Here is a 26253-nt window from a genome sequence, read left to right on the forward strand (position 1 = left end):
CGAAGGTCGGCCGGTCGATGCGGTAGGGCATGCCCTCGCCGCGGGTGGTACGCGCTGTGGTCGTCATGGGCTCCTCAGAGGATCATCCGGAGATGGATGAGGTCCCGGGGCACGCACGGTCGACAGCACCTCACGATGCCTCGGGACCTCGCTCAGGGGGTCAGCCGGTCAGCTCGTAGGGGACGGGCCGGTTCTCCTTGGCCCAGAGCTTCTCGATGTCGGACTCCGGCGGAGGCGGAACGAGGCCCTGGACGCGCCACAGGTCCATGGCGGTCTCGTCGATGTGGACCTCCCAGTCGTAGCCGCGGTCCTTGACGAGCGGCGCCAGCTTCTCCTCGATGATCTCCATGCACATGAACCGCATCTCGGGGTCGTCCATCTGCCGGGCGATGTGGTCCGTGCGGATCCGTATGAAGTTGTTGTTCGCCTTGCCACCGACGTACATGGTGTTCGCCGGCATGTCCTTGAACAGGACGACGACATAGAACTTCGGCAGGTTGACGTAGTCCACGTAGAGCGAGGTGATCCGCTCGGACAGTTGTTCCTTGTCCTCCGGGGTGAAGGCGTTCTCGGGGGTGAAGATCTCCCAGTACGGCATTGCGGCTCCTTGATGGATGGATCGGTGACGGAAGGTGCGGCTCGTCGGTGCGGCTCAGGAGGGGGCTCAGTCCCGGAGGTGCCTGACGAAGTGGTCCCGTGCGGCTGCGGAGAGCTCGTCGAAGCCGGGGCCGCTGTAGAAGTCGAAGTGGCCACCCTGCTTGACGATGATCTGCTTCGGCTCCCGGGCCTCCTCGTACGCGTCGAGGGCCAACTCGAACGGTGCCACCCTGTCGTTGTCGGCCACGATCATCAGGAGCGGGGTCGGCGCGATGCGGCTGATGAAGGTGCCCGGGGCGTACTCGGTCACCATTTCCATGCTTCGAGCCGTCAGCTCGTTCTTCCAGTTGGGCGCCCGGTCCGCCGATGTCTTGCTGAACCACTCGTAGGCGTCGGCCGCGGGCATCACGGCCTGCGCCGTGGGGTCGGCCGCGACGACCGGGACCATAGCGGGCTCTCCGCCGGTGAACCGGTTGAGTCGGTCGCCCTCCTGGATCGCACGGAAGACTGGGATGAAGTCCGGCCGGATCGCCCGGCTCAGGGTGCGCGGACCCGTGATGAACGGCACCTGGGAGACGACGGCCTTCACCCTCTTGTCGATCGCCGCGACCATGAGGACGTGTCCGCCGGAGAAGCTGGAGCCCCAGATGCCGATCTTCGACGCGTCCACCTCGGGGCGGGTGGTGGCGTAGGTGATCGCGTTCCGGAAATCCCGGTACTGCAGGACCGGGTCGACTTCCTGACGGGGCGTTCCCTCACTGTCGCCGAAATTCCGGTGATCGTAGGCGAGCACGTTGAGGCCGGCTTCGGAGAAGACCACGGCATAGTCGTCGAGGTGCATCTCCTTGACGCATGACAGCCCGTGCGCCAGGACCACGACCGGTGCCGGCGTGCTGGTGTTCCTGGCCGGACAGAACCAGCCTCGGAGGGTGACGCCGCCCTCGCCCTTGAACTCGATGTCTTCTCGATGCATGTGATCTTCCGATTCGCTTGCGACGGTCCGTCGGTCGTGTGGAGGTTCGCTCGGAGTGATCCGACACTCGCGAGTAGTGGTGTCGGGGCCAGAATCCACGAATGCCTGGGCGGGCTCATAGAAGGATCGCGCCGCGGGGTGGTACGGGTGTGCCACGGCCTACGAGGAGACGGTCAGGCGCATCCGTGGGCTTCCCGGTAGTCGCCGGGCGACAGCGAGAACTCTCGACGGAACTCCCGTCCGAAGTGGCTCGCGTCGCAGAAGCCCCACCGGTGCGCGATCGCGGCAATGGAGAGGTTCGTGTTCACCAGGTCGCCCCTGGCCGCTGCCAGGCGGTGCATGCGGATCACCGCCCCGACGGTGTCCCCGGTCGACGCGAAGGCCCGGTGGACCGTCCTCGGAGAAACGCTGTGGGCGGCGGCGAGGTCGGCGACTCTGATCGGTCCACCGGAGAGATGGTCAATGATCCAGTCTTCCAGCCGCCGTCGGAACACCTGGAGAAACTCGTCGTCGCCGATGTGGGGTCGACTCGCACGGATCATGCCGGCGATGAGGACGAGGAGGGAGTTGCGCGCTCCCTCGACCTCCGCCGCGGACATCCGCCCGATGTGCCGGTCCAGGCTCATGACGAAGCCGTGGAGGAGGTTGGCCAAAGGGTTCTGAGCCGTGTCCAGGAGCAGGCAACCGGGTGCACCGCCCCCCGCGTTGAACGGGGCCAGGGCACTCATGGGCACCCGGACCGTTCGTTTGGCCAGGTGATCCGGGATGAGGAACCGCCCGGTGGTGCGGTTGCTCATGAGGAGAACCGTTCCTGGTCGCAGGACGACGGTCTCGTCAGCGGTCTCGATGTTCTGCTGACCGGCGTTGGCGGCGAGGAGGAGCAGCGCGTCGTCGTCCTGACGCACTGCGTTTCTGCCTCGGATCCCTTCGACCTGCGGGCACACCCAGTCGGTGATGAGCAGGTCTCCGAGGTCCAGCTCCTCAGCAGATCCGAGGCGCTTGACCGGCCCGGTGAGCCGCAGGTCCATGGAGGCAAGGCGGTCACGGACGGCGAGCCTCCAGCGGACGTCCAACTCTTCGGGTGTCAGCAGGCCGGCGGGGCTTAGCATGGGTGGGGCGACATTCACTTCGGCTCCAGCTCGGTAGAAGCTGTCCTCTCGGTTGTGACTCGTAGTTTGCTTCGTTGAAACATTCCGGTACTTGCCCTGAGGCGACAAGGATTTGTCCTTGCGTGACACCGATCTTCCTGTCCGGTGCTCTGCCCTGCAGGGGCTCTCCGCGCTCGTCACCGAGATCGGCGGCTCGGGCCCGGAACTCCTCGCGGCCTACGGCTTCGACGAGGCGAGGATCGCCGAGGGCAACTCGTTCGCCAGTCTCCGAGTGGTCGAGCGCGTTCTCGAGGAAACGGCCCGCCAATTCGCGCTTCCGGACCTCGGGTTGAGGATGGCGGCGCAGCAGGATCTGCATGTGCTGGGACCGCTGGCGATCGCCATGGAGAACTCGCGCACGATCGGCGAGGCCGTCGAGTGCGCGAGCCGGTACCTGTTCGTCTACAGCCCGGCCCTCTCACTCGAGGAAACCGACGACCCGCTGGGAAGTCCCGGTGTGGTCGGCCTCCGCTACACAACCACGGGCATCAAGGCGTCACCACAGGCGATCGACTACGGCATCGGGATCGTCCACCGAGTCCTGACGCTGCTCCACGGCGACGCAGCCTACGGACTTCGTTCGGTCCTGCTTCCACATGCTCGCCTGGCACGGGAAAGCTCTTACCGGAAGTACTTCGGGGCCGAGGTCAGGTTCGACTGTCCGAGCGCGGTCCTGCGTGTCCCGAGCCACCTGTTCTCGACACCGGTCAGGGGCGGCGACGACCTGCTCCACGACATCGCGATGGACCATCTCGAAACGCACTTCGGCCACCAGCACGTGCCGATGTCGGACCTGGTCGCAGCGATTCTCAGCGAACAGCTCGGATCCAGTGGTCCGGACCTGCCGAAGGTCGCGCGCCTGCTGAGTCTCCACCCGCGTTCGCTGCAGCGGTCCCTGTCCAAGGAGGGCACGACCTTCTCCGGCGTCGTCGATGGTGTACGCCGGAGTCAGGCCCTGGACTTGATCACGAGGACCGACCTGTCCTTCTCGCAGATCGCGGCCAGCCTGGGGATGCAGGAACAGTCCAGCCTCACTCGTGCGGTACATCGGTGGTTCGCCACGTCACCTTCCGGACTGCGACGTGAGGGACGGGAGCCGAAAGGTCAGTCCGCCCGCATCGACTGAGCGTGCTCCGCGAGCCCGGCCCAGATGGCCTTGCCCTACTTCGCACATCAGAGTGGATTGGAGGATCATCCGCAGCTGTATGTGGGCTTTCCCGTAGCGGATGGCGTTGGTCACCATTTCGCTGACCATGAGCTCCGTGGTGAAGGACAGCTCTTCCGGGCCCTGGGCGGCGAGTTGGTCGGATGCGTAGGTGCGGGCACCGGCCGTGATCGTCGGGTCGGAGGTGAGATCCCATGTGGCGACATGCCTGGCGTCAAGCGCTCGGGTTCGCGCCACGAGCAGAGCGATGTCGTCGGTGGGGCGGCCAGGCAGCAGCGCGGACGGCAGGTCCTCGCAGGCCGCCTCCAACGAAGCGGGTGCTCGGGCAAGGACGTTGCGCAGCAGCGTGAGTGCGGTGTCCACGTCGCGCGCGGCGAGCGAGGTCGGCCAGCTGCCGGCGAAAGGGCTCTGCCCGGCGTCGACGCACCGCAAGGGAGGCGGGTCCGGGACTCGCCGCGCGGTCACCCAGCGCTCCAGAGAGGCAGCAACGGCCGAATCACCGTTCACGTTTTGGTACGTACGAGAAAGGTCCTGCCCAGCGTTTCCGCTGGGCAGGACCTCTTCCCGGCGCGACCACGGTGCAGCTGACCGAGATCGCTGCTTCGGACGGCGCGGTCTGGGCAGTCGACCGGAGCGGCGACGCGCGCCGGCGCAGACATCATTGCTTTCTCCGCCCGTATCGGCCGGTATGGGCGGCGGGAGACTTACGGCTGGTCCGTCAGGCGCAGATATGGCTTCACCGTTCGATATCCGGGAAACCGAATGGCTGCCTCTTCGTCACTTACGGCAGGGGTGATGACGACCTCCTGGCCCGGCTGCCAGTCCGCAGGCGTGGCCAGTTGGTGCTGAGCCGTGAGCTGCAGAGAGTCCAGCACGCGAAGAATCTCTGCGAAGTTCCGCCCCGTACTGGCCGGATATGTCATGGTCAGCTTGATCTTCTTGTCGGGACCGATGACGAAGACGGTGCGCACCGTCGCTGTGTCGGATGCGTTCGGGTGGATCATCCCGTAGAGGCCTGCAACGGACCGGTCACTGTCGGCGATCATAGGGAAGTTGACCTGGGCGCCCTGCGTCTCGGCGATGTCGTTCGCCCAAGTGCGGTGATCCTTGGCGGAGTCGACCGACACTGCAGCGATCTTCGTGTCACGCCTGGCAAATTCGGGTTCAAGCCGGGCGGCCGCTCCGAGCTCCGTGGTGCAGACCGGAGTGAAGTCGGCGGGATGGGAGAACAATATTCCCCAACTCTCGCCGAGCCATTCATGGAAACGCAGTTCACCGGTGGCGGACTCTGCCGTGAAATCAGGGGCGAGGTCACCTATTTGGAGCGTCATTTCGGCGTTCTCCTTCAATCAGAGTGGCGTGTGGGGAAGGTAATGCGCGGCGAAGTGCCGCTGGAGCACCTGAAGCCCGAAACCGACGTGACGGCGCACAGCACTGCTCCCCCAGCCTCGGTGGCGACGCGGACCGTGGCGAGCCGGCCCTGTCGCTCCGGCGGTCAAGCTTCGAGCACTACGGCGAGTCCCTGGCCGACGCCGATGCAGATGGCGGCGACGCCAATACCGCCGCCGCGTGCGGCAAGTGCGTGTGCGAGGTGTCCGACGATGCGTCCTCCGGAGGCGCCGAGGGGGTGGCCGATGGCGATGGCACCGCCGTCGACGTTGACCTTCTGGGGATCGAGTTCGGGCCAGAGCCGCATGCAGGCGATGCTCTGGGCGGCGTATGCCTCGTTGAGTTCGACGAGGTCGACGTCCGACCAGGTTCTGCCGGCGCGGGCGAGGGCGCGGTTGGCTGCCTCCACCGGGGCGATGCCGAAGACGTCCGGGTCGTTGCCGGCCACTCCTCGCCCGGTGATGCGGGCCAGGGGTTGCGCTCCGGGCAGGGCGTTCTCGGCTCCGAGCAGTACTGCGGAGGCACCGTCGTTGAGGGGAGAGGAGTTGCCCGCTGTGACGCTTCCGTTCGCGAGGAACGCCGGCCTGAGCGCGGCGAGGGCGGCCATGCTCGTGTCGTCGCGGATGCCCTCGTCGCGGTCGAGGTCGACACCGGGCATACCGATGATCTCTGCCGCGTAGGCGCCGTCGGCGAATGCGCGTGCCGCGTTCTGATGGCTGCGCAGGGCGAAGGCATCCTGCTCCTGGCGGGAGACGGCGAAGCGTTCCGCGAGGATCTCGGCTGTCTGTCCCAGGGGGATGGTCCACTGCTCGGGCATGCGGGGGTTCACGAGCCGCCATCCCAGGGTGGTGGAGACCATGGTCGCGTTGCCTGCCGGGTAGGCTCGGTCCGGCTTGGGCACGACCCACGGTGCGCGGCTCATCGACTCGACGCCGCCGGCGAGCACGAGCGTTGCGTCACCTGCTTCGATGGCGCGGCTGCCCTGGATGACCGCCTCGACTCCGGAGCCGCACAGGCGGTTGACGGTCACGCCGGGCGTACTGGTGGGGAACCCTGCCAGCAGTGCGCCCATGCGGGCCACATTGCGATTGTCCTCGCCGGCGCCATTGGCGTTGCCGAACACGATGTCGTCGATCCGCTCCGGGTCCAGGTCCGGCTGCCGCTCGACGATGGCGCTCATGACATGTGCGGCGAGGTCGTCCGGGCGTACGCCCTCCAGTGCTTTGCCGTACTTTCCGAAAGGGGTTCGTAGAGCGTCGTATACGAAGCTAGCGGTCATGACCTCGTCCGTTTTCGTTCATGGTCGTCGAGTGGCGGAATTGTGTTGGCGCCTTGTCAGGAACCGTCGGCAAGGGGGACTACTCGTCCATCCCTGAGGTGCAGTCCGGTGGCCGCGGTGAGCGCGTCGATCGTGGCGGTGCCGAACAACTCGCGCACCGCAAAGCCGGCGGGGGTGATGTCGAATACCGCGTGGTCGGTGTAGACGCGGGACACGCAGCCCAGGCCGGTGAGGGGGTAGGTGCACTGTGTGACGAGCTTTGGTGTGCTGTCCCGGGTGAGCAGATCAGTCATCACCCACACCGACCTGGCACCGATCGCCAGGTCCATCGCCCCGCCGACCGCGGGTATGGCGTCGGCGGCGCCGGTGTGCCAGTTGGCCAGGTCGCCGTGCTCGGAGATCTGGAACGCCCCGAGCACGCAGATGTCCAGGTGCCCTCCGCGCATCATGGCGAACGAGTCGGCGTGGTGGAAATAGGAGGCTCCGGGCCGCTCGGTCACCGGCTGCTTCCCCGCGTTGATGAGATCCGGATCGATGTGGCCCGGCACTGGTGCCGGCCCCATCGCCAGCATGCCGTTCTCGGTGTGCAGGACGACTTCCACATCTTCGGGGATGGCATCGGCCACGAGCGTCGGCGCACCGATCCCCAGGTTCACGACGGAGCCCTCGGGAATGTCCAGCGCGATGCGGGCGGCGAGTTCGCGGCGGGAAAGGCCGGAGCTGAGAACGGTCATCGGTTTTCGTCCCGTGATTCGATGGTGCTCGGGTTCGGGTTGCCCTCCGCGTCCGCGGCGCCGACGAAGGCGCCCTCACGCAGCCATGTCCGCTCTCCGACACCGACCACCCGATCGACGAAGATCCCCGGCGTGACAACGGTCTCGGGATCGATCGCACCCAACTCCACGACGCGGTCCACCTGTACGACGGTGCTCTGCGCGGCGGCAGCCATGATCGGCCCGAAGTTCCGCGCGGTCCTGCGGTACACCACGTTGCCCCAGCGGTCGGCCAGATGGCCGCTCACCAGCGCGTAGTCGGCGTGCAGAGGGTGTTCCAGCACGTGGTCGCGCCCGCCGATGACCCGATGCTCCTTGCCGGCGGCCAGCGGGGTGCCGAAGCCCGTGGGAGTGAAGAACGCGCCGATTCCCGCGCCTGCGGCTCGGATGCGTTCAGCCAGTGTCCCCTGCGGGGCGAGTTCGAGCTCGATCTTCCCCGCCCGGTAGAGGCGGTCGAAGACGTAGGAGTCGCTCTGACGCGGGAACGAGCAGATGATCTTGCGGACGCGGCCTGCGGCGAGCAGAGCGGCCAGGCCCGTGTTTCCGTTGCCTGCGTTGTTGTTGATGACCACGAGTTCGCAGGCGCCCTGCTCGAGAAGGGCATCGATCAACTCCACGGGCTGACCGGCTCTGCCGAAACCACCGATCATGATCGTTGCCCCGTCCTCGATGCCCGCCACGGCCTCGGCGACGCTCGGACAGACCTTCGAGATCAAGTGACATCACCCTTTCGCGAAGCGGCCTCAATGCCGCCCTGCCAGCGGTAACAGTACATCGGGAGCAGCGATTCGTACATAGTCAAAAGACTAATACCTATGTACCCAACAGGTCAGCCACGGGCTGTGCCGCACTTCCGCTGGGCAACTGGGCCATGCGTCGAAGGGGTCGCCCGGGGGCCGGGGCAGCCGCTTTCGTCCGCCCGTAGTCCCGTGCCGGGCGGTGCGGCCGGCCATCCGGCGGGCGGCAGCGGGGCGTGCCTCATGTGCCCGGAGGAAGTGTCCACAGGAGGAGTCCGGCCGCCGGACCGCGAGCTGCGAAGAGCCACCCGACGCCATGGAAGGATTCGACGGCCGTGACCCCTGCGGGTTGCCGAGGACAGCGCCGAGCCGGCGGAGGCTGCGTTGATCGCCGAGCCGAGCGCGAACGGCGCAGGCAGCGCTGGGCGGCGGCTCCGCTCTGGGCGGGCCGAGTGAGACCGGTACGGGTACGAGGACGGTCGCCGCCCAGGGAACCCAGGTGCCGATGGCAACCGGCCGCCGGCCCACCGGAATTCCGGCAGGAGCGGGGCTAGTTGACGTAGGAGAGACCAGTGCGGCGAAGGCCGCCTGCGGAGCCCGCCCCGCGATCAGCGCCGCCCCCGTTCGGTGCGAGGCCGCACGGGGCGCAAGCGGGAGACGGCCTGCGTGACGAAGCGGCAGCCGGCGAACTGCGCCGGGCAGATCACACCGTACGGCGAGACTGCCCAGCGTGCCGCAGCGGGAGGCGTCAGCCGTGCTTCGTGTCGGCTGCCTCGGTTGCTGCCGGACGGACGGTGGCGGGACGGCGCCGCCCCGCCGGACTGACTCGGCCTCTGTGCCTGAGCATCTTCGGCAGCGCCCGCACCACGCGCGACGGCGTCCGCTTGCGGATGCCGTCGCATTACCGCGCCGAGGAGAGCCCGCGTTCCTTCAGACGGGCCCGATAGGCCCGTACGTTCTGGGTGTTCCCACAGGTGGTGACGTCGTGCCAGAGACGCGAGCAGTTCTTGGAGCGGTCGTAGAACGCGCCGCGGCAGCGAGGGTTCGCACACACCTTCAGTCGCCGCATCGTGTCGGCATAGGTGGCGGCGGCCAGTTGGATCATGACGTACGAGCGGAGAAGTTCGACACCCTTGCCGCGCGCCTGTAGCCGCGCGCCTCCGGCGTCCAGCTTGACGGCTGCCGTCGTCTCGACCGACGGTGCGGCGACGGCGGCGGCAGGTTCGTCGGCATGCCCGGTGGCCAGCGCGGCACGGAGGTCGTCGCGCAGCGATCGGAGGCGCCCGAGGCCCCGCGCATCGAGGGGGCTGGGAGCGCAAGGAGCGCTGGGGTCGATACTGCTCAGCGTTGTGAGGGAGGACCGGAGCCATTGCTCCGCCGCATCGACGGACTCCAGAAGGTCAGGCTGACGTGGCTTGCCCAGGCTCGCTGTGTTCAAGAGGTCCTGTACGAATCCCAGCCCGCCTGGGGCGTTGTGTTCGACTTCCTCATAGCGAGCCGAGGCCGGCCATTGGACCGCCGCACTCATCGTGTCCTCCTGGTGCCGTCAGGGTTCTTGCATAGCCTCTGTAAGAGCCTATCGCTTTCACCTGTGACCCATGGCCAGACCGCACGAGCGGGCCGCCGGCACGACGGCCCCGCGAGGCGACCTACTCCCCTATTCCCCGGTGAAGTCGACGGTGGGTCGGGGCTGTCCGGCCTTGTAGGCCGACACAGCCGACGCAAGAGCGACGGTCACGTCCTTGGACTCGAACAGGGGGATGGCGATGTCGAACATCGAGTCGTCGGCGGCCTTCACGCCACCGGCTTCCCACATCCGCAGCAGCGCCTTGTGCGCGGCGTGCGCCCGGGTGGGCCCTGCGGCCACCTTGCGGGCGAACGCCCGAGCGGCTTCAAGGACTTCGGCATCGGGCAGAACGTGGTTGACGACTCCGGCCTGCGCCATGGTGGCAGCGGGAACCTGTTCCGAGGTCAGTGCCCATTCGTAGGCCCTGGCACGGCCCGCACGAGCGGCCGATCGGTAGATGCCGCCAAGCAGGGTGACAATACCCAGCGTCTGCTCCGGGTGCCCGAACCGGGCCCCCTCGCCGGCGAAGATCACGTCGGAGCGCAGCGCGAGTTCGAAGCCCCCGCCGAAGCACAGGCCGTTCACCGCTGCGATCACTGGCACGGGCATCTGCTCGAAGCGGTTGAAGGCGAACATGTAGCGCTCGAACAGCATCCGCAGCTGCCGCACGTCGAGGTCGGGCCACGTGACGATGTCCCCGCCGAAGCAGAAGTCAGGCCCTTCGGCCCGCAGGAGGATCGCCCGCGCCCCCGATGACTCCGCCTTCTCGACCGCGGCGAGCAGTTCCTCGGCCATCTGTTCGTCGATACGGTTCTGCGGCGGGTTGTCCAGGACGATCTCGGCGACGTGGTCGTTGATGTCGAAACCAAGATGGCTCATCGGTCTTCCATTTCTTTCCTGCGGACACGGTTGCTGAACGTGGCCGCACGGGACAGACGGGGCTACTGGGCTACGCGCCCTAAGCGGGCTGCGGGTCGCCCGCATAGAAGTGATCGGGCGGGACGATGCCGTCCAGCCGGTCGCGGACCGTGGCGGAGAATCGCAGGACTGCTCCGAGCGGGCGATGGTGGATCGCCGCCCGGACGACGTCGCCGTCCGCGTTCTTCTCCAGCAGCGTGACACCGCAGAACGCCACTCCGCCGAACGCCGTCGCCTTCCACTGCAGGTAGGTCGTGGTGGCGTCGGAGACCTCGGCCGTGAACTCCAGCGACTCGTAGATGGTGCTCGCGGCCGCGAGAGCGGAGGCGACGAGCGCCCGACCGGCGATCGGCCGGGCAAGGATGCTGGCCTCCAGCACGACGTCCTCGGCGAAGCCCTGGGCGAAGGTGTTCTCGGAGTGCTCCGAGAAGCCACTGCGCCAGCCCGAAGCCGCATCGCCGGCATTCAGGTTCTGAAGGAAGCCGAGGACTTCGCGGGCCAGGGCGTGGGGGTACTCCACGTGCAGCCAGTGCCCACCGCCGGGAACCGTCGCCTGACGCGCAGCGGGGAAACGAGGCACGATGGCGCCGGTGACAACTTCCTCGGTGACGAAGCCGTCGCTGTCGCCGCGGACGATGAGGACGGGGCCCAAGTACGCGCTCTGTTCCGGTGCCTCCTCGACACCGTTGTTCCAGATGTCGACGTACCGTGCGACCACGGGCGGGGCAACCAGCAGGCCGCTGCGGCTCAGCGCGTCCAGTGCCTCCTTGTCGAGCGCCGGCGAGAGCTGGGTGCGAACGGCACGCTGGGCCTCCGCGTTCCCGCCGAGTGCCCGGAACGGCACGACGGCTTCCTCGGGCAGACGGGTGCCCCCGAGCGGGACCGGCGTGAGCAGAACCAGTCCGGCGACGCGCCCGGGCCGGGCGGCGGCCGCGAGTTCGGCAACCTGGGAGCCCACGCTCTGGCCCACCACCACGACGGGCCCCTCGATGTCGTCGACGGCGGATGCGACCTCGTCGGCGAACAGGGCCAGACTCAGCTTCTCCGCGTCCTCGGCACAGGACGCATGGGTCCCGGAACCCGGGAGATCGATACGCGCCGTCGCCACGGCTCCCTTCAGGGCTTCGACGAAGCCGTCCCACACGGTGGCGTCGTCCAGGAAGCCGTGGACGAGCAGCAGTGTCGGCGCCTGCGGGAGCGCCTCGCCACCGTCGGTACCGGCTGGGTCGGTGCGAGCAAGGTCTCTGGTCATTACGGTTCCGTCCTCGTTGATCCGGAAGGCGACCATTCCGCCGTGTCGATGGGTGAGAAGTCCGTCGGACGTTCATCGAGCCGCGCGCTGCGCGTCACGCGCAGACGCTCGACGAGCTCCTCGGGAAGGGGGGTGGTGAAGGCGTTGTCGACGAGCGAGTACTCGGCGGCCAGACGCCCGACGGCACCCAGGGCACCGATGTCGATGCGCCCGCCGGGCAGGTAGAGGTCGTCGCGCACGTGGAAGCGCTCCACACGCCCCCAGACCACGTGGTCCGGCATCGGGGGCATGGGGATGATCCGATCGACCACGCACTCCATGGAAATGGGGGCGTCGGCGATCCGGGGCGCCGCTACGACCTCGCACTTGCCCTTCTCCAGGCCGAGCGCCTCGAATTCGTCGACCTCCGAGCCGAACTCGAAGGCGGAGCGGTGCACCTCGTCGGCGTGGCCGATCGACGCCATGTTCACCACGAACTCACCGGTGTCCCGGATGTTGACGAACGTGTCCTTCAGGGTGACCTCGTCGGAGCGGGGCTGAAGGGAGATCGACACGATCGGGGGAAGCCGGCCGACGACGGTGAAGAAGGACACTGGGGCCACGTTGCCGATGCCCGCGGTCGACCGGGTGCTGACCCAGGCGATCGCGCGCGGCAGCACGCTGCCGATGAGAAGTTTGTAGCTCGACCTGGCGTCGAGCGATGCCGTATCGATGATCATTTGCACTCTCCGTTGAACGCCTCATCCGAAGGGCTGCCGGTCTCGGCCCGCTCTCGGCGCCCGCGACGATGGCCGGCTCGATTCCCGGTCGATACCGGGTGCGGACAGCCCCGGGGAAGTGCGGGGCGAGCGGGACGACCTCTGATGCGTACAGGATCGTAGCGCTTACACCTGTGACAACGCCAGGTGTGCGCCACCCGAGAAATGACAGAGTCATACCGTTGTAACCTGTGTACCCGACTGTTAGGGTCCGCCGCTATGAAAGCAACAACGCTTCCAGGTCTCACCGGGGAACCGGCACTGGAGATGCTCCACGCCGCGCCAGTGAGACCCGCGGCACCCGGAACACCCCGGTTGCTGTTCGTGCACGGTCTGGGCTACGCCGCCTGGGTCTGGGAGGACTGGATGGCCGCGGCGGCCGCGGCCGGACACGACAGCTGGGCGATCTCCCTGCGCGGCCACGGTGGCAGCGGCGGCACCGCCGCCCGCTCCGCGCTGAGCGACTACGAGGCCGACGTCGTCCGCGCCGCACGCTCGCTCCCGGGGCCCGTCGTGCTGATCGGGCACTCCATGGGCGCGCTGGTCGTCCAACGCGCGGCCGCGGCGGCGAACGCCGCTGCCATGATCCTGGTCGCTCCACTGCCCCCACGCCCCGCGGTGCACACGATTCTGGCGGTACTGCGCCGGCAGCCGTGGGAAGTGCCGCGCTACATAGCCGGCAGGCCGATCAAGCTCGGTCCCCACATCCTCTACGCCCACCCGGACGACCCGGCGACGGCCGAGGCGAGCAAGCGCATGTCCCCCGACTCCCCGTTCGTCCAGTACCAGTTCCTCTTCCACCGGCCGACGCGCGTGCCGCCGCTGCCGGTCCTGGTACTCGCCGCCGCGAAGGACCGGCTCGTGCCCCTCGTCTCCGTACGGGCCACTGCGCGGCGCTACGGGGCGCGACTCCGGAAGATCGCCGGCGTCGGACACACCATGATGCTCGACCCGGAGTGGTCCGAGGGCTGGAAACAGATCGACTCCTGGCTCGCCGACGGCCCCCCGACGGCAGCCCACCCCACCGGCCCGCCACCCACCCGGCGCGGCAGGAGTGCCAGTAAGGAAAAGAGGAACCATGGTTGACAGGCGAGACGTGGCCTTCACCGCCGACGGCGGAGTGACCCTGCGCGGCTGGTACTTCGTACCCGAAGGCGAAGGCCCGCATCCGGCGATCTCCATGGCTCACGGCTACGCGGGCGTCAAGGAGCACACCCTGGAGGGCTTCGCCCGGCGGTTCGCCGAGGCGGGCTTCGCCGTACTCCTCCACGACCACCGCACGTTCGGCGCCAGCGACGGCGAGCCACGTCAGGACGTCAATCCGTGGGTGCAGGCCGAGGACTGGCGTCGGGCGATCTCCTTCCTGGAGGCGCAGCCCGAGGTGGACCCGGACCGGCTCGGCGTCTGGGGAAGCAGTTACGCCGGCGGACACGCCATCGTGCTCGGTGCCACCGACCGGCGCCTGAAGGCCGTCGTCGCGCAGGTCCCGAACATCAGCGGCTACCGGCAGGCGCTTCGACGCGTTCCTCCGCACCTCGTACCCGCCCTCGAAGAGGGGCTCGCGGAGGAGGAGCGCAGAGCCGCCCGCGGTGAACCACTCGACTACCAGCAGATCGTCAGCGCCGATCCCGCGGTCCGCGCGTCCTACTACTCCCCGGACGCGGTCGACTTCTATCTCCAGGAGCTGCCCGAGGGAGTCTGGGAGAACAAGGTGACCGTGCGCTCCACGCGCATGGCGCGCATGTACGAGCCTGGGTCGTTCATCCGCAGGGTGTCCCCCACGCCTTTGCTGATGATCGTTGCCAAGGACGATTACCTGACGGTGGCCGACGTCGCTCTCGAGGCCTACGAGGACGCCCTCGAACCCAAGAAGCTGATCCTCATCCCCGGCGGCCACTTCGACCCGTACCGCGCCCAGTTCGAGCGCGCCGGCTCGGAAGCACTCGACTGGTTCCGGAAGTTTCTGCAGGCATAGAACGAGTGCCCCCGCCTGGGCGGCGTCCGGACCCGGTATTCCGGGCGAGCTGGAGCAGTTCACGCAAGGTGCGCCCCACGAGGCCGCCTCGACCGCGGGGCAGGGGCCCCATAACGAACAAACGACAGGAGTCGGCCTTGGCCGGTAAGAAGGACCTTCGATACGCAGTCCACATCTCACCCTCGATCCCCACAGAGATCAGTGATCTGCCGCCCGGTGTGGAGCGGCGGATGTGGTCGCCCATCTCCTCGACACTCGTCTACGGCGAGCGGGACGCGGTACTCGTCGACCCGGTCATGACGGTCCAGCAAGCCGTCGCGCTCGCCGAATGGGTGGAAGCGTACGACCGGAATCTGACGACGGTCTACGTCACTCACGGACATGGAGATCATTGGTTCGGGCTGGCGACCCTTCTCGAGCGCTTCCCGACCGCTCGAGCGGTCGCCACGCCGGCGGTCGTCGAACACATGGCGAAGCAGATGGAGCCGAGCTTCGTCGAGAGCTTCTGGAACGCAAGGTTCCCGGGCCAGATCCCGGACCGCCTCGTGGCAGCCGACCCGATGAAGGACCAGGTGCTCGAACTCGAGGGCCGAGAGTTGACGGTCGTGCCGCTCGGTCACACCGACACCGACGACACGACCGCGCTGCACGTCCCGTCCATCGGGCTCGTGATCGCCGGGGATGCCGCCTACAACGACGTGCACCTCTATCTCGCCGAGTCGCCGAGCGAGGGCCGAAAAGCGTGGAAGGAGGCGCTCGGCGTGATTGCCGGCCTCGGAGCCGACCATGTCGTGGCGGGGCACAAGCGTCCCGGCCGGCCTGACTCACCGGGCATCCTCGCCGAGACCCGCGCCTACATCGATGACTTCGAGGACTGCGTCGCGCGCACCGCCTCCACTGAGGAGCTCTACCAAGCGATGCTGGAGATCCATCCGGACCGGGTCAACCCGGGCGCCCTGTGGGGCTCGGCCCGTTCGGTGAAGGGCTGACGCGACACGCCTTCTTCGGCCCGTGCCACGGTGGCCTGCACCATGCGTCCGGCTGACAGCCGATCACCGACCCGTGGCACACACCGGGCCGCACTGTTCAGGCGGCCGACACTTCCGGAGGCCCCACGACGGCTGGCCAGGCGAAGTCCGCCGCCCTCGAAGGCCGGCCAGCGGGCGAGCCATGCCAAGGCCGGCGGGCATGACGACACAGTCGCCTTCGAGACGAAGGTGGCCATGGCCAAGGCGATGGTCCGCCGGGCCATCGCCGACCGGATCCCGTTCGGATGGGTGACGGCGGACGCCGCCTACGGCTACAGCAAGGGCTGGCGGTTCGAGCTGGAACAGGCGGACATCTTCCACGTCATGGCCACCACCCGGCACGACACGGTCGTCACCCGCTGGGCCATCGACCACCCCGTCCACGATCTGTTTCCCGGCCTGCCCCGGCAGAAGTGGAAGCGTCGTACCTGCGGCGCGGGCTCCCACGGCCGGCGGATCTTCGACTGGTCCCGCGTCGAAGTGCGGCCCTGGCACCGCGAGGACCGCCGGCACTGGGTTCTTGCCCGCCGCGGCGTCAGCAGGCCCGAGGAGATCTCCTACTACATCGCCTACTGTCCCGCCGACACGACGCTGGACGAGTTGATCCGTATCGCGGGCAGCCGCTGGGCAGTTGAGGAATGCTTCCAGACCGCGAAACAGGAGTGCGGCCTGGACGACTATCAGGTCCGCCGCTACTCCGGCTGGCACCGCCACATGACCTTGGCCATGGCCGCCCATGCCTGCCTGACCGTCCTGCGGGCCCGGCAGTTGGACACAGAGAAAGCAGAAACGGATCCTCCCAGCTCATCCATCTCAGCCTCGCGGAAATCCGGCGCCTGATCCACCGCCTCACCGACCGCCGGCCAAGCACGGCTGCGCCGACGTCCGGTAAGCCGGATACAGAGACTCGTTGGTCTTCTCACCGACGTCCATCTGCGCGAGGACCAGGCCGTCGGCGTGGTCGCAGGCGGCCAGGAGGTGGATCCTCCGTCCGCCTGCTCTGGCCGCACCCCGCAGCGACTTCCCGTCGACGGCCAGCCCCCGCGGCCCGTCGCTTCGGCCTTGCCGGTCCGCGAGCCAGGCACCGACCGCGCGGTCCAGGACGTCTGCGTCAACTTTCGCCAGCAGCCTGACGGCGGCGGCCGTTGATTCCGCAGGCCAGGAGCGTTCCGGGAAGAGTGGGTCGACGCGGGTGCCGAGCCGCTCGAGGAGTTCCGCCGGGGCGTCGGCCACCCATTCACTCACGGCCAGCAGCGACCTCGCACCGGCCAGGACCGCGCAGGCGGTCAGGGCCAGCACCGTGAGGAGTGGATGCCGCACTCCTCGGGGGTCACGCGGGTCGGGGACCTGCGCAAGGCGTTCCAGCAGGTCAGGAACCTCCCGGGGAGCGGCTCTCGGATGGGGACCGAGTTGGTCAAAGACAGGAGGGGCCAGAGATGATGCGTCGGCAGGCACGGACTTCCCAGGATCACAGAGCGTAGAGAACTCCGTGATCACGGGCATCCGTGCCTGATTTGCGTCGGACCCCGGCCAACCTGATCAACCGTCAGGAAACGTACGTCAGCCGACTACGCCGAAGCCCTGCGGCACCGCCCAGCGCCGGACCGTAAAGCCGGCACCGAACCCTCGGCCGCCACACCGGTGGCCGAGCACTCCCGCCTTGAGCCACAACTCCCGGAGGCACCGACCGACGGCACGACCGTTTCTGCCGACCGCACGACGGAGGTCAACGACAGACAGGGTTGGGAGGACGAGGCCGACCTGCCAGGGTCACCGACCTCTCAGCGTCACGCCATCGACCATGGCGCCACGTCCGCGTATCCGTGTGGCGGACAAGGGAAAGATGTCACTGCCGGATGCCTCCCATCTCCGCGGCGAAGAGCACCGGATCACTGTCGAACCCTCGCACCATCTCGCGGAACCCCCATGCTCCGGCCGCGTCTCTGCTGAACTCGGCGACCGTCGCGGCCGTGGACTGGGCGACGCCAGCGAAGTCGTCGGCCAGCAGCTGTAGGTAGCCCTCGACGACGAGCACCCCGGCACCCGTTATGTCACCGAACGTGCGACGGCCTCCGTCCTGGTGGATGGCCACCCCGACCACCACCCGCCCGTAGGCGGACGACATCCGGTCGAACTCCAGCATCATCGCCTCGACGAACCCGAACCCCATACCGGTCTCGCTGTGCCGGCCCATGTTGATGGTGCCGTCCGGCGAGCGGCTGTCGTAGTGAACGACATACACCGGCCGACCGTACGGATCGTCCGCCGAGTAGGTAGCGGCGACGATGTCGAGATGCCGAGGCGGTTCCCCGTGCGCACTCGGGTCCCACCTGAGCTTCACTTCGACCTTGCCCAGTCCCTCTCCGACACCGCTCACTTGCTGCTCCCCGTCAGGCCCGTCGCGGGACGCCCCCGCATCGTCAAGTATGTGCGCTGACCAGGCTTTTGATGCTTCCTTAGCTCACGTCATCCACCAACTCTCACCACCCGTCGTGCGGGACTTTCCCGGTCATCCCGCTGGTAACCGCTGGTGTGGCAGCAGACCCGGATGGCGATCTTTGGTCTTGTATTGACGCGATCCATACGGCATCTTTACTCGCGGAGTGTCGGGAAGCCTGGTCGGCAGCTCGGTCCGTCATGGGCCGAGGTCAAGATGACGTCGACCAAAGCGGGAGCCGATGTTCGAGCGCGTCATCGAAGAGATTCTCTCCGGCCTGACTGTCGCGATCGTCGCGTTGCCGCTGGCGATCGCCTTCGGCATCACCGCGACCGGAACTTCAGCGGGCGCGCTCGTCGGACTGTACGATGCGATCTTCGCCAGGTTCTTCGCAGCATTGTTCGGCGGTACGCCCAGCCAAGTGACCGGCCCCACAGGCCCCATCACCGTCGTCGCCACCGGTGTCATCGCCACGTACGGACTCGAGGGCGCGTTCCTCGCGTTCATCATCGCGCCATGAAGAACATCGCCGCGCCGTCGCTGCTGAGGTAGGTCACCTCACTCAAGTCGATCTCAAGCCGGATGTGTCCCGCGCAGGAGCTCTTCGAGGGCTTTGCCCATCCGGACCGCGTTCCGGGCGGTGACCTCCCCTGCAAGGTGGACGACCACTCGGTCAGGGGTGGACTCGGCTCTGAACGGGCGGCCGTGGAACGGATGCAGCAGACGACTTCCCATACCGCGCAACCGGTGATGCCCTCGGTGCTGCCGTGCCGGGGAAAGGTCGTCTGGCATCCGGGGCTCCAGGGCAGCGGCCGGCCAACTGCCGACCAGGCTTCCCGGCGCACCTGAGGAAAGCGTAGGCGCAGGTCACCCTGGCTGCCGCCGGAGGCGGCCGAGGGTTACTCCGAACGGGAGCCATGGGCCCGAACTTCTGGCTCCGCCGCCATGGCTGCCGGAATCAGGCAATGTCACACCGTTCATTGTGCCTATTAGTGATCTGTCAAAAATGCGTCAAGGGCAGGTAGGGTTCGCCTCGGTGTGCCGGGAAGCCTGGTCGGCGAGCAGGGGATAAATCTCTCTTCCGATCGGGGGTGTCCGTCATGGTTCTCGTGGCGGTTTTCGGTGTCGCACTGCTGGTGGCGGTGCTGTTGTCGGGGCTGGCGGCACGGACGGTGCTCTCCACCTCGTTCCTCTTCCTGGTCGGCGGAGCCCTGGTCAGCGATGGGTTCCTCGGATGGATCCACATCACGCCGGACAGCGAGATCGTGTCCGTGACGGCCGATCTGGCTCTTTTCGCGGTGCTGTTCACCGACGGCATGCATGTCTCGCTGCCCAAGCTGCGGGCCAACTGGAGGAACCCTGCGCGTGCTCTCGGTCTGGGCATGCCGCTGGCGTTCGTCTTCATGGCGCTGATCACGCACTACCTCGTGGGCCTGGACTGGACGACCTCGTTCCTGGTCGGCGCCGTACTGGCCCCGACCGACCCGGTGTTCGCCTCCGCGATCGTCGGACGCAGGGAAGTCCCGGCCAAGCTGAGGCAGTTGTTGAACGTGGAGAGCGGCATCAACGACGGGCTCGCCCTGCCGGTCGTCCTCATCCTGATCGCGGCCGCGGGTCCGACGGCCGACAGCGCGGAGGCGTCGCTGGGGAAGATCGCACTGGAACTGCTGCTCGGCCTGGTCTTCGGTGTCGCACTGCCGCTGCTGGTCAGCGTCCTCGTACGCTTTCGCCTCCTGGGCGCCGAGCCGAAACTTCAGCCTCTCCTGCCACTGGCGACCGGCATCATCCTGTACGCGGTGTGCCACCTCACCCACGCCAACCCGTACCTGGCGGCGTTCTCGGCGGGCGCGGCGCTGGTGCACGTGTCCCCGGAGGCGAAGGAGTCCTTCGAGCCGCTGGGCGAGGCGCTGGCGGAGCTCGCGAAGTTCGCGGCGCTGCTGGTGTTCGGCGCGTTGCTGACGCCGCAGCTGTTCGGTGACCTGTCGTTCGGCGGCTATGTGGCGGTGGTCCTGGCGATCGTCCTGATCCGGCCGGCGTCGCTGCTGCTCTCGCTGATCGGTACGAGCCTCTCCCGCAAGGAGAAGCTGGTGGCGGCATGGTTCGGCCCGAAGGGCTTCGCATCCGTGGTCTACGGGCTGCTGGTGCTGCAGTCCGGCATCCCGCAGGCGGAGGAGGCGTTCACGCTGATTGCGGTGTGCATCGCGTTCTCGATCATCGCGCACAGCTCGACGGACGTACCGATCGCTCGCGCGTTCGATGTCGACGACCTGGCCGGAATCCCGTCCGGGCGCGAGGACACCGACGCACACGCCAAGGGGGCCCGGGCCGATGCGCGCACGTGATCTGGCCAGCCCCTACCCCACCGTGTCCGCCGATGGCGACGCGCTCGACGCGGCCCGCCTGCTCGTACCGGAACAGTTGCCCGCGCTGCTGGTCGTCGACCGGGACGGCTGCCCGTACGCAGCCGTCCCGGCCGCCCGCGTGATCAGCGCCCTGCTGCCCCGGTACATGCGGGAAGGGCCGGTCCTCGCCGCCGACGTCGACGATCGCTTCGAGGAGGAGGCCAGGGAGGCGATGACGGGACGGTCGGTGGCCGAGTGGCTGCCGCGCGGCCGTGTCACACCCCCGGTCGTGGGCCCGGACGCTGTGCCTTCGCAGATCGCCGTGCTGATGGTCCGCAAGGACATCCCCCTCGTCGCGGTCGTCGAGCGCAACGGCGACAAAGCCACGTTGATCGGCGCGGTCACCGCGGCCGCCCTTATGTAGTACTTCATCGGAGGATCGTGAACGACTGGCACAGCTGGGCGGCAGTCGTCGTCTTCGTCGGCGCCTACGCCCTGATCATCAGCGAGAAGATCCACCGCGTCGCCGTGGCGCTCGGCGGCGCGGCCCTGATGCTGGCGATCGGTGCGACCGACGACAAGTCGGCCTTCTACTCCGAGCATGCGGGCGTCGACTGGAACGTCATTTTCCTGCTCATGGGCATGATGATGATCGTCGGCGTGCTGAAGAAGACCGGCATGTTCGAGTACCTGGCGATCTGGTCCGTGAAGCGCGCACGGGCCAAACCCTTCCGGGTCATGGCCATGCTCGTCGTCATCACGGCGGTCGCTTCGGCACTGTTGGACAACGTGACCACGGTGCTCCTCATCGCACCCGTGACGCTGCTGGTGTGCGAGCGCCTGGCACTGCCTGCCGCCCCTTTCCTCATCGCCGAGGTGTTCGCCTCGAACATCGGCGGCACCGCGACCCTGGTCGGTGACCCGCCCAACATCATCATCGCCAGCCGCGCCGGCCTCACGTTCAACGACTTCCTGGTCCACCTCGCCCCGATCTCGGCGATCCTGGTCATCGTCTTCGTCCTGATGTGCCGCGTGATGTTCCGCAAGACCTTCATCTACGACGAGGACCGCGCCGCCGAGATCATGGCGCTGGAGGAACGCGAGGCCATCCGCGATCCCCGGCTCCTCGTTCAGGGCCTGATCGTGCTCGCGCTGGTCGTAGCGGGCTTCGTCCTGCATCCGGTGCTGCACTACGAGCCGAGCGTCGTCGCCCTCCTCGGCGCCGGACTGCTCATCGCCATCTCGTCCGCGGACACCGGTGACGTGCTGAAGGAGGTGGAGTGGCCCACGCTGGCCTTCTTCGCCGGGCTCTTCATCATGATCGGCGGCCTGATCGAGACCGGCGTGATCGGCGAGGTGTCCAAGTCCCTGGCCGACGCGATCGGTGACAACGAACTCGGCGGCTCCATCACCCTGCTGAGCGCCTCCGCCGTCCTCTCCGGCATCGTTGACAACATCCCGTACGTCGCCACGATGGCCCCCATCACCAGCGACCTCGTCCAGAACATGGGCGGCAGCGGCGACCACGTCATGTGGTGGGCCCTCGCCCTCGGCGCCGACCTGGGCGGTAACGCCACCGCGATCGGCGCCAGCGCCAACGTCGTCGTCCTCGGGATCGCCGAACGCAACCGCCAGCCCATCTCCTTCTGGCAGTTCACCAAGTACGGGCTGGTCGTCACCTTCGTCACCGTGGCCATCGCCCTCGGCTATGTGTGGCTGCGCTACTTCGCGCTCGCCTAATGAGTGTCTGACCTGTCGTCTGCCGAACCCGTCACGGGAAGGGCCGCCCGAACCGGAAGGAGGTATGCGCATGGACGCATCGCAGATGCGGTTTCTGTCGTCGCCATGCTGGTGATCCGAACCGCGCTGGTGGAGATCCCGCCGCCCGGGAAGCGCACGCCGGCAGTGGTGCTTCCTTGCCCGCCCCCGGCCGATGACTGCCGGAGCTACCGTGGCTGTGCTTCTCTCCGTCGTCGGCTGGCGGGCAGCCGGGGGCGCCGCCGTCGCGTGGGCGGTGCTGGCCGGTGCACTCGTCGCCCACATCGTCCACCTGCCCACCACGCCTGCAGCGGGAAGGACGGGGGACCAGAACGGCGAACGTCATTGAAGCTGCGGGCAGCGACTGGGCACACGCCCCCGCCAAACCCTCACCTCACCGGCTGTACACATATTCTCCACATCTTCGTCCTGAAGATGAGGCGCCGAGACCCCGGGAGAGGTGGTCCGGGTGGGTCCGTCCGTGTGGTGGGACGACCTTGCCACTCGCCCCGCGAGAGCAGCTACCGAGATCGTCCTGCTCGATCATGACGACCACCTCATCGGGCGGCTACGCTTCCGCGCCTGCCCGGCGTGCCGTACCGGGCGAATCCTGGACATCTGGGTCTGCGACGCCTGGCAGCACCAGGGGCTGGGACGCGAGCTCCTCCAGGACTTCTCCGGCTGGGTAAAATTGTTGAAAAGGTACGAAGTGGTCGCTTGGGGTGCATTGCACGAGTATGCCTCCGCTCGTTCGGCCGGGTTTCCTTTCCCAGGGGTATCGCGGCTGTCCGCTATCGGGGTCCAATGGTGAGAGTCAAGCCCTTCGCACCCGCGCCGGTCAGACGAGGCATGCAATGGATCCATGGCTGATCTGGTTGATCGTCGCAGCCGTGCTGGCTGTGGCGGAGATCTTCACCCTTACCGCTGCGCTCGGATTGCTGAGTGCGGCCGCGTTGGTCACGGCGGGTTTCGCCGCCGTCGGGCTGCCGCTGCCCTTGCAGTTCCTGGCGTTCACCATCGTCGCCACAGTCACCGTGGTGTTCGTGCGCCCGGTCGCGCTGCGCCACGTGCTCCAGCCCCAGGTGGAGCGATTCGGGGTGGACGCACTGGTCGGCCGGGCTGCCTACGTCACCTCGGAGGTGACGGGCCTGGGTGGCCGGGTCCGTATCGACGGCGAGGAATGGACGGCCCGCGCCTATGACGAGACGCTGGTGATTCCTCCTGGAAAGACCGTCGACGTCATGGAGATCAGCGGCGCCACCGCGATCGTCTACCCCCGGGACTGAAACCATGGAAACCTCCGCGTTCCTCATCGCCGGCCTGATCGTCGCGCTGATCGCGGTTTTCACCGTGGTGCGGGCGGTCCGTATCGTGCCCCAGGCACGCGCTCGTAATGTCGAGCGACTCGGCCGCTACCACCGGACCCTGAATCCCGGCCTCAGCCTGGTCATCCCGTACATCGACCGCGTTCATCCGGTGATCGACCTGCGGGAACAGGTCGTCTCCTTCAAACCGCAGCCGGTCATCACCGAGGACAATCTGGTCGTCGAGATCGACACCGTCCTGTACTTCCAGGTCACCGACCCACGAGCGGCTTTCTACGAGATCGCCGATTTCCTCCAGGCGGTCGAGCAGCTCACCGTCACCACCTTGCGCAACGTCGTGGGATCCATGGACCTGGAAAAGACCCTCACCTCACGGGACACCATCAACAGCCAGCTCCGTGGCGTGCTGGACGAGGCCACCGGCAAGTGGGGGCTGAGGGTCAACCGGGTGGAGATCAAGGCCATCGACCCTCCACAGACCATCAAGGACGCGATGCAGAAGCAGATGCGGGCCGAGCGGGACAAGCGGGCCGCGGTTCTCGGGGCCGAGGGGCAACGCCAAGCGCAGATTCTCACCGCCGAGGGCGACAAGCAGGCCGCTGTCCTGCGCGCGGAGGGCAACCGTACCGCCGCGATCCTCACGGCCGAGGGCCAGTCCCGGGCCATCGACGAGGTCTTCCAGGCCGTGCACCGCAACGACCCCGACCCCAAGCTGCTCGCCTACCAGTACCTCCAGACGCTGCCCCAACTCGCGCAGGGCTCGGGCAACAACTTCTGGGTGATCCCCAGCGAGATCACCTCCGCACTCCAGGGCGTGTCCCGCGCCTTCACCGAGGTACTGCCCCAGTCGCCGGCCACCCGCGAGAAACCGCCGTCGGACGACAGCGCCGCCCAAGCCGCCGAAGACACGGCGCAGGCTGCGGAAGCCGCCGCCGCGGCCCTCGCCGACGCCGCCAAGGCCGATCGCGCCAGCCCCGACGCCCTCCCGTCCCATGTCCCCGCTGACGGCGGGTGACAACGGCCGGACATGACGGGCCGCGGTGGGAGACCACGGCCCGTGCGCAGGCGCTTGCTCTGAAGAGCTCTGCGTGATCCCCAGCCGGTCCGTCGTAGCCGGTCCTGGCGGTGCACAGGTAGCTGCTGCCGGAGGTCACGCCGTTCAGTGCGGGGGACCGGCCTTGGCGTTGGGAAAGGAGGCCGGGTAGCTGCTGCTGGACGGGGTGGTGGCCAGGGCGTCGACGCCGGCGGTGATCGGGGCAGCACCGGTGCCGCCGAAGGTGTACCCACCGACGGTGACGCCGTAGGAGTCGTAGGCGCAGACGCCAGTCGCGGGGTCGGCCACGGCCGACACGTCGGAGATGGTGCGCTTGGACCAACGCGGGGCGCAGCGGCGATTCGAAGTTGATCTGGCCGGGCCCGGATCGGTCGTCGCGACGACGTGCCCCGTCGTGCGGGGCGACGTGAAGCCCAGGATGAGAATGGACACGGAGATGACCACGAAGGCCACGGTCATCACGGCGAACAGGAGCCGTCCGCCGTGCCCGAACCAGGTCAGCCCGGCCACCACCACGAGCAGCAACAGCGCGAGCGGGACGCGCAGCGGCGCCAGCCCCGGGAACAGAGCGATCACCGCGCTCGCCGCGGCTGCGATGGAGATGCCGATGGTGAGCACGAAGTCGACGACGAGTGCGCCGATGGGCAGGAACGTCCAGCGGGCCCCGAAAGCCCGACCGGCCGCCGCTGCCGCGCCGCCGCCCTTGGGGAAGCGGCGCACGAGCTGCCAGTAGTTGGCGGTGCCGACCTCCACGAGCCCGATGACCAGGCTCATCGTCGGCAGCAGTAGAGCCAGGTCACCGTGGAGAGCGCGCAGCGCAGCCTCGATCGCGTACGCCACCGAGGAGACCGGGTCGGCGATCACCGCGAAAGCGAACGCGAAGAAGAGGATGGAGCGGCGCGGGCCACGGCCGCGTACGGAGAGAGTGGGACCGGCCGCGACGGCAGCGGCCGATGTCGAGTGGGTCACGCGAAGACCTTTCCTGTCCGTCCCTGTGGACGGGATCGGGATGGTTGAGGACACTTCGCCGACCAGGCTTCCCGGCACTCCGCCTACGACAGCACGTCAGAGATCCGTCAGTCGGATATCAAGGATCCGTCAAGGTTGTTCCTGCTGTTCTGGTCGGCGACGGCGGGCGTGACGTACAGACAGTCGGAGATGCCACGAACGAGGCCTGTGGCACTGCTGTGACAGGAGGAGTGGCCTCCGCAACAGCCCAACCGGCCTGCCCCCTGATGGAGTTGCCGGACACCTGACGCTCCCGGCCGGTCGTACGGGCATGTCGTGGGTCCCACGAAAAGTCGGCGGGCGGTTTCACGCGCGAGGGGAGAGGGAGTCATGCTCATCGGACTCGGTATCTCCGTCCTCTGCTCCATCGGCACGCTGATCGCCGCGGCCGGAGTCGTCGCGATGACGTTGCCAGGCCGCCCCCCAGCCCTGGCCCATGCACCTGATGACCCGCCCGCATGGCCGGCCGGCTCCGCGTCACGGCCGTCTGCTCCTTGGGATTCTTCGCCGTCATGGCATCCGAGCAGGCGTTCAACAATGGCGCGGCCTCCATAGCCGCCCCGGCATAGCGCGGACTCCATCCCCGCCCCGGCATGCCGCGACGGCTTCGACCCCGACACGGTCCGGCACCTTGTCCACCACCGGTCGTCCTACCTGCCGCTGCGCTCCGACTGCGTCCTCGACAACGGCAGCACATACTCCAGTGAGCCGAATCACGCGTGGATGAACTGGACCACCCTGTCGCTCGCCCTCTCCCCCGCCCTGCTCGC

General features: G+C 67.8%; 28 protein-coding genes. 13 read left to right on the forward strand and 15 right to left on the reverse strand.

Going from position 1 to position 26253, the window contains the following annotated elements; genetic code table 11:
• Positions 1-160 precede the first annotated feature (160 nt).
• The 3 genes from TN53_RS11910 to TN53_RS11920 form a co-directional block, all read right to left on the reverse strand.
• On the reverse strand, positions 161-598 hold the full coding sequence (locus TN53_RS11910; protein ID WP_046258483.1) for a tautomerase family protein: 438 nt from the start codon (positions 596-598) through the stop codon (positions 161-163).
• 66 nt (positions 599-664) lie between these two features.
• Positions 665-1570, reverse strand: coding sequence for an alpha/beta hydrolase (locus TN53_RS11915; RefSeq protein WP_046258484.1), 906 nt, complete (start codon positions 1568-1570; stop codon positions 665-667).
• Between the two features lie 173 nt (positions 1571-1743).
• Positions 1744-2808, reverse strand: coding sequence for a helix-turn-helix transcriptional regulator (locus TN53_RS11920; protein WP_199924559.1), 1065 nt, complete (start codon positions 2806-2808; stop codon positions 1744-1746).
• Between TN53_RS11920 and TN53_RS11925 the strand changes: the two genes are divergently transcribed.
• Positions 2798-3844 (forward strand): AraC family transcriptional regulator, encoded by a 1047-nt coding sequence (locus tag TN53_RS11925; protein ID WP_095046441.1) that lies wholly within the window; start codon positions 2798-2800, stop codon positions 3842-3844. The genes TN53_RS11920 and TN53_RS11925 overlap by 11 nt on opposite strands.
• On the opposite strand, the gene TN53_RS47230 is transcribed toward TN53_RS11925, so the two are convergent.
• The 9 genes from TN53_RS47230 to TN53_RS11970 form a co-directional block, all read right to left on the reverse strand.
• A complete protein-coding gene (locus TN53_RS47230) occupies positions 3782-4246 on the reverse strand; it encodes a hypothetical protein (protein ID WP_159038117.1) in 465 nt (154 codons plus the stop codon). The two genes, TN53_RS11925 and TN53_RS47230, sit on opposite strands and share 63 nt — an antisense overlap.
• A 341-nt stretch (positions 4247-4587) precedes the next feature.
• A complete protein-coding gene (locus TN53_RS11930) occupies positions 4588-5214 on the reverse strand; it encodes a peroxiredoxin (protein ID WP_046258487.1) in 627 nt (208 codons plus the stop codon).
• A 164-nt stretch (positions 5215-5378) separates the two neighbouring features.
• Positions 5379-6551 (reverse strand): thiolase family protein, encoded by a 1173-nt coding sequence (locus TN53_RS11935; RefSeq protein ID WP_046258488.1) that lies wholly within the window; start codon positions 6549-6551, stop codon positions 5379-5381.
• 56 nt (positions 6552-6607) lie between these two features.
• A complete protein-coding gene (locus tag TN53_RS11940; RefSeq protein ID WP_046258489.1) occupies positions 6608-7285 on the reverse strand; it encodes a 3-oxoacid CoA-transferase subunit B in 678 nt (225 codons plus the stop codon).
• On the reverse strand, positions 7282-8040 hold the full coding sequence (locus tag TN53_RS11945; protein WP_046258490.1) for a 3-oxoacid CoA-transferase subunit A: 759 nt from the start codon (positions 8038-8040) through the stop codon (positions 7282-7284). Before TN53_RS11945 ends, TN53_RS11940 begins: the two co-directional genes overlap by 4 nt.
• 922 nt (positions 8041-8962) lie before the next feature.
• On the reverse strand, positions 8963-9589 hold the full coding sequence (locus TN53_RS11950) for a CGNR zinc finger domain-containing protein (RefSeq protein ID WP_046258491.1): 627 nt from the start codon (positions 9587-9589) through the stop codon (positions 8963-8965).
• A gap of 129 nt (positions 9590-9718) precedes the next feature.
• Complete coding sequence (locus TN53_RS11955; RefSeq protein WP_046258492.1) at positions 9719-10507, reverse strand: enoyl-CoA hydratase/isomerase family protein; 789 nt, start codon at positions 10505-10507, stop codon at positions 9719-9721.
• 79 nt (positions 10508-10586) lie between these two features.
• Positions 10587-11798: an alpha/beta fold hydrolase gene (locus tag TN53_RS47800; RefSeq protein ID WP_199924560.1), complete on the reverse strand. Its 1212-nt coding sequence runs from the start codon at positions 11796-11798 to the stop codon at positions 10587-10589.
• Positions 11798-12517: a flavin reductase family protein gene (locus tag TN53_RS11970; protein WP_046258493.1), complete on the reverse strand. Its 720-nt coding sequence runs from the start codon at positions 12515-12517 to the stop codon at positions 11798-11800. The genes TN53_RS47800 and TN53_RS11970 overlap by 1 nt, the downstream gene beginning before the upstream one ends.
• A gap of 324 nt (positions 12518-12841) precedes the next feature.
• Here TN53_RS11970 and TN53_RS11975 point away from each other — a divergent pair, with 324 nt between their 5' ends.
• The 4 genes from TN53_RS11975 (at position 12842) to TN53_RS11990 (ending at position 16399) form a co-directional block, all read left to right on the forward strand.
• Positions 12842-13642, forward strand: a complete 801-nt coding sequence (locus TN53_RS11975; protein ID WP_159038118.1) for an alpha/beta hydrolase — start codon at positions 12842-12844, stop codon at positions 13640-13642.
• Positions 13635-14531, forward strand: coding sequence for an alpha/beta hydrolase (locus tag TN53_RS11980; protein ID WP_046258494.1), 897 nt, complete (start codon positions 13635-13637; stop codon positions 14529-14531). Before TN53_RS11975 ends, TN53_RS11980 begins: the two co-directional genes overlap by 8 nt.
• A 137-nt stretch (positions 14532-14668) precedes the next feature.
• Positions 14669-15520, forward strand: a complete 852-nt coding sequence (locus TN53_RS11985) for an MBL fold metallo-hydrolase (protein ID WP_052745183.1) — start codon at positions 14669-14671, stop codon at positions 15518-15520.
• A gap of 42 nt (positions 15521-15562) precedes the next feature.
• Positions 15563-16399 (forward strand): IS701 family transposase, encoded by an 837-nt coding sequence (locus TN53_RS11990; protein ID WP_267886535.1) that lies wholly within the window; start codon positions 15563-15565, stop codon positions 16397-16399.
• A gap of 9 nt (positions 16400-16408) precedes the next feature.
• Here TN53_RS11990 and TN53_RS44885 read toward each other — a convergent pair whose 3' ends face one another.
• A complete protein-coding gene (locus TN53_RS44885; RefSeq protein ID WP_267886536.1) occupies positions 16409-17062 on the reverse strand; it encodes a transposase family protein in 654 nt (217 codons plus the stop codon).
• A 343-nt stretch (positions 17063-17405) separates the two neighbouring features.
• On the reverse strand, positions 17406-17936 hold the full coding sequence (locus tag TN53_RS12000) for a TerD family protein (RefSeq protein WP_046258495.1): 531 nt from the start codon (positions 17934-17936) through the stop codon (positions 17406-17408).
• Between the two features lie 301 nt (positions 17937-18237).
• On the opposite strand from TN53_RS12000, the gene TN53_RS12005 reads away from it, so the two are divergent.
• The 8 genes from TN53_RS12005 to TN53_RS12035 all read left to right on the forward strand — a co-directional run bounded on the left by TN53_RS12005 (position 18238) and on the right by TN53_RS12035 (position 24436).
• The gene (locus tag TN53_RS12005) at positions 18238-18516 is read left to right on the forward strand and encodes a SulP family inorganic anion transporter (protein ID WP_046258496.1); all 279 of its coding nucleotides are present in this window, start codon (positions 18238-18240) and stop codon (positions 18514-18516) included.
• Between the two features lie 580 nt (positions 18517-19096).
• Positions 19097-20338, forward strand: coding sequence for a cation:proton antiporter (locus TN53_RS12010; RefSeq protein WP_046258497.1), 1242 nt, complete (start codon positions 19097-19099; stop codon positions 20336-20338).
• Complete coding sequence (locus tag TN53_RS12015) at positions 20325-20762, forward strand: CBS domain-containing protein (protein ID WP_046258498.1); 438 nt, start codon at positions 20325-20327, stop codon at positions 20760-20762. Before TN53_RS12010 ends, TN53_RS12015 begins: the two co-directional genes overlap by 14 nt.
• A 17-nt stretch (positions 20763-20779) precedes the next feature.
• Entirely contained in the window at positions 20780-22078 is a 1299-nt protein-coding gene (locus tag TN53_RS12020; RefSeq protein WP_046258499.1) for an SLC13 family permease, read from the forward strand.
• Between the two features lie 211 nt (positions 22079-22289).
• Entirely contained in the window at positions 22290-22445 is a 156-nt protein-coding gene (locus tag TN53_RS48245) for a hypothetical protein (RefSeq protein ID WP_234441571.1), read from the forward strand.
• Between the two features lie 132 nt (positions 22446-22577).
• Entirely contained in the window at positions 22578-22907 is a 330-nt protein-coding gene (locus tag TN53_RS49500) for a GNAT family N-acetyltransferase (RefSeq protein ID WP_159038119.1), read from the forward strand.
• Between the two features lie 43 nt (positions 22908-22950).
• Positions 22951-23382, forward strand: a complete 432-nt coding sequence (locus tag TN53_RS12030) for an NfeD family protein (RefSeq protein WP_046258501.1) — start codon at positions 22951-22953, stop codon at positions 23380-23382.
• Positions 23383-23386: 4 nt separating this feature from the next.
• The gene (locus TN53_RS12035; RefSeq protein ID WP_046258502.1) at positions 23387-24436 is read left to right on the forward strand and encodes an SPFH domain-containing protein; all 1050 of its coding nucleotides are present in this window, start codon (positions 23387-23389) and stop codon (positions 24434-24436) included.
• Positions 24437-24580: 144 nt separating this feature from the next.
• Here TN53_RS12035 and TN53_RS49505 read toward each other — a convergent pair whose 3' ends face one another.
• Entirely contained in the window at positions 24581-25444 is an 864-nt protein-coding gene (locus TN53_RS49505) for a hypothetical protein (protein WP_234441572.1), read from the reverse strand.
• Positions 25445-26253 lie beyond the last annotated feature (809 nt).

Source organism: Streptomyces sp. WM6386, assembly GCF_000972385.1.
Lineage (GTDB): Bacteria > Actinomycetota > Actinomycetes > Streptomycetales > Streptomycetaceae > Streptomyces.

Excerpts from the sequence above, each read along its gene's own strand:
- TN53_RS11910 (WP_046258483.1), bottom strand. The coding sequence starts at position 598 with ATGCCGTACTGGGAGATCTTCACCCCCGAGAACGCCTTCACCCCGGAG.
- TN53_RS11915 (WP_046258484.1), bottom strand. The coding sequence starts at position 1,570 with ATGCATCGAGAAGACATCGAGTTCAAGGGCGAGGGCGGCGTCACCCTC.
- TN53_RS11930 (WP_046258487.1), bottom strand. The coding sequence starts at position 5,214 with ATGACGCTCCAAATAGGTGACCTCGCCCCTGATTTCACGGCAGAGTCC.
- TN53_RS11935 (WP_046258488.1), bottom strand. The coding sequence starts at position 6,551 with ATGACCGCTAGCTTCGTATACGACGCTCTACGAACCCCTTTCGGAAAG.
- TN53_RS11940 (WP_046258489.1), bottom strand. The coding sequence starts at position 7,285 with ATGACCGTTCTCAGCTCCGGCCTTTCCCGCCGCGAACTCGCCGCCCGC.
- TN53_RS11950 (WP_046258491.1), bottom strand. The coding sequence starts at position 9,589 with ATGAGTGCGGCGGTCCAATGGCCGGCCTCGGCTCGCTATGAGGAAGTC.
- TN53_RS11955 (WP_046258492.1), bottom strand. The coding sequence starts at position 10,507 with ATGAGCCATCTTGGTTTCGACATCAACGACCACGTCGCCGAGATCGTC.
- TN53_RS47800 (WP_199924560.1), bottom strand. The coding sequence starts at position 11,798 with ATGACCAGAGACCTTGCTCGCACCGACCCAGCCGGTACCGACGGTGGC.
- TN53_RS11970 (WP_046258493.1), bottom strand. The coding sequence starts at position 12,517 with ATGATCATCGATACGGCATCGCTCGACGCCAGGTCGAGCTACAAACTT.
- TN53_RS11980 (WP_046258494.1), top strand. The coding sequence starts at position 13,635 with ATGGTTGACAGGCGAGACGTGGCCTTCACCGCCGACGGCGGAGTGACC.
- TN53_RS11990 (WP_267886535.1), top strand. The coding sequence starts at position 15,563 with ATGCGTCCGGCTGACAGCCGATCACCGACCCGTGGCACACACCGGGCC.
- TN53_RS44885 (WP_267886536.1), bottom strand. The coding sequence starts at position 17,062 with ATGCCCGTGATCACGGAGTTCTCTACGCTCTGTGATCCTGGGAAGTCC.
- TN53_RS12005 (WP_046258496.1), top strand. The coding sequence starts at position 18,238 with ATGTTCGAGCGCGTCATCGAAGAGATTCTCTCCGGCCTGACTGTCGCG.
- TN53_RS12010 (WP_046258497.1), top strand. The coding sequence starts at position 19,097 with ATGGTTCTCGTGGCGGTTTTCGGTGTCGCACTGCTGGTGGCGGTGCTG.
- TN53_RS12015 (WP_046258498.1), top strand. The coding sequence starts at position 20,325 with ATGCGCGCACGTGATCTGGCCAGCCCCTACCCCACCGTGTCCGCCGAT.
- TN53_RS12030 (WP_046258501.1), top strand. The coding sequence starts at position 22,951 with ATGGATCCATGGCTGATCTGGTTGATCGTCGCAGCCGTGCTGGCTGTG.
- TN53_RS12035 (WP_046258502.1), top strand. The coding sequence starts at position 23,387 with ATGGAAACCTCCGCGTTCCTCATCGCCGGCCTGATCGTCGCGCTGATC.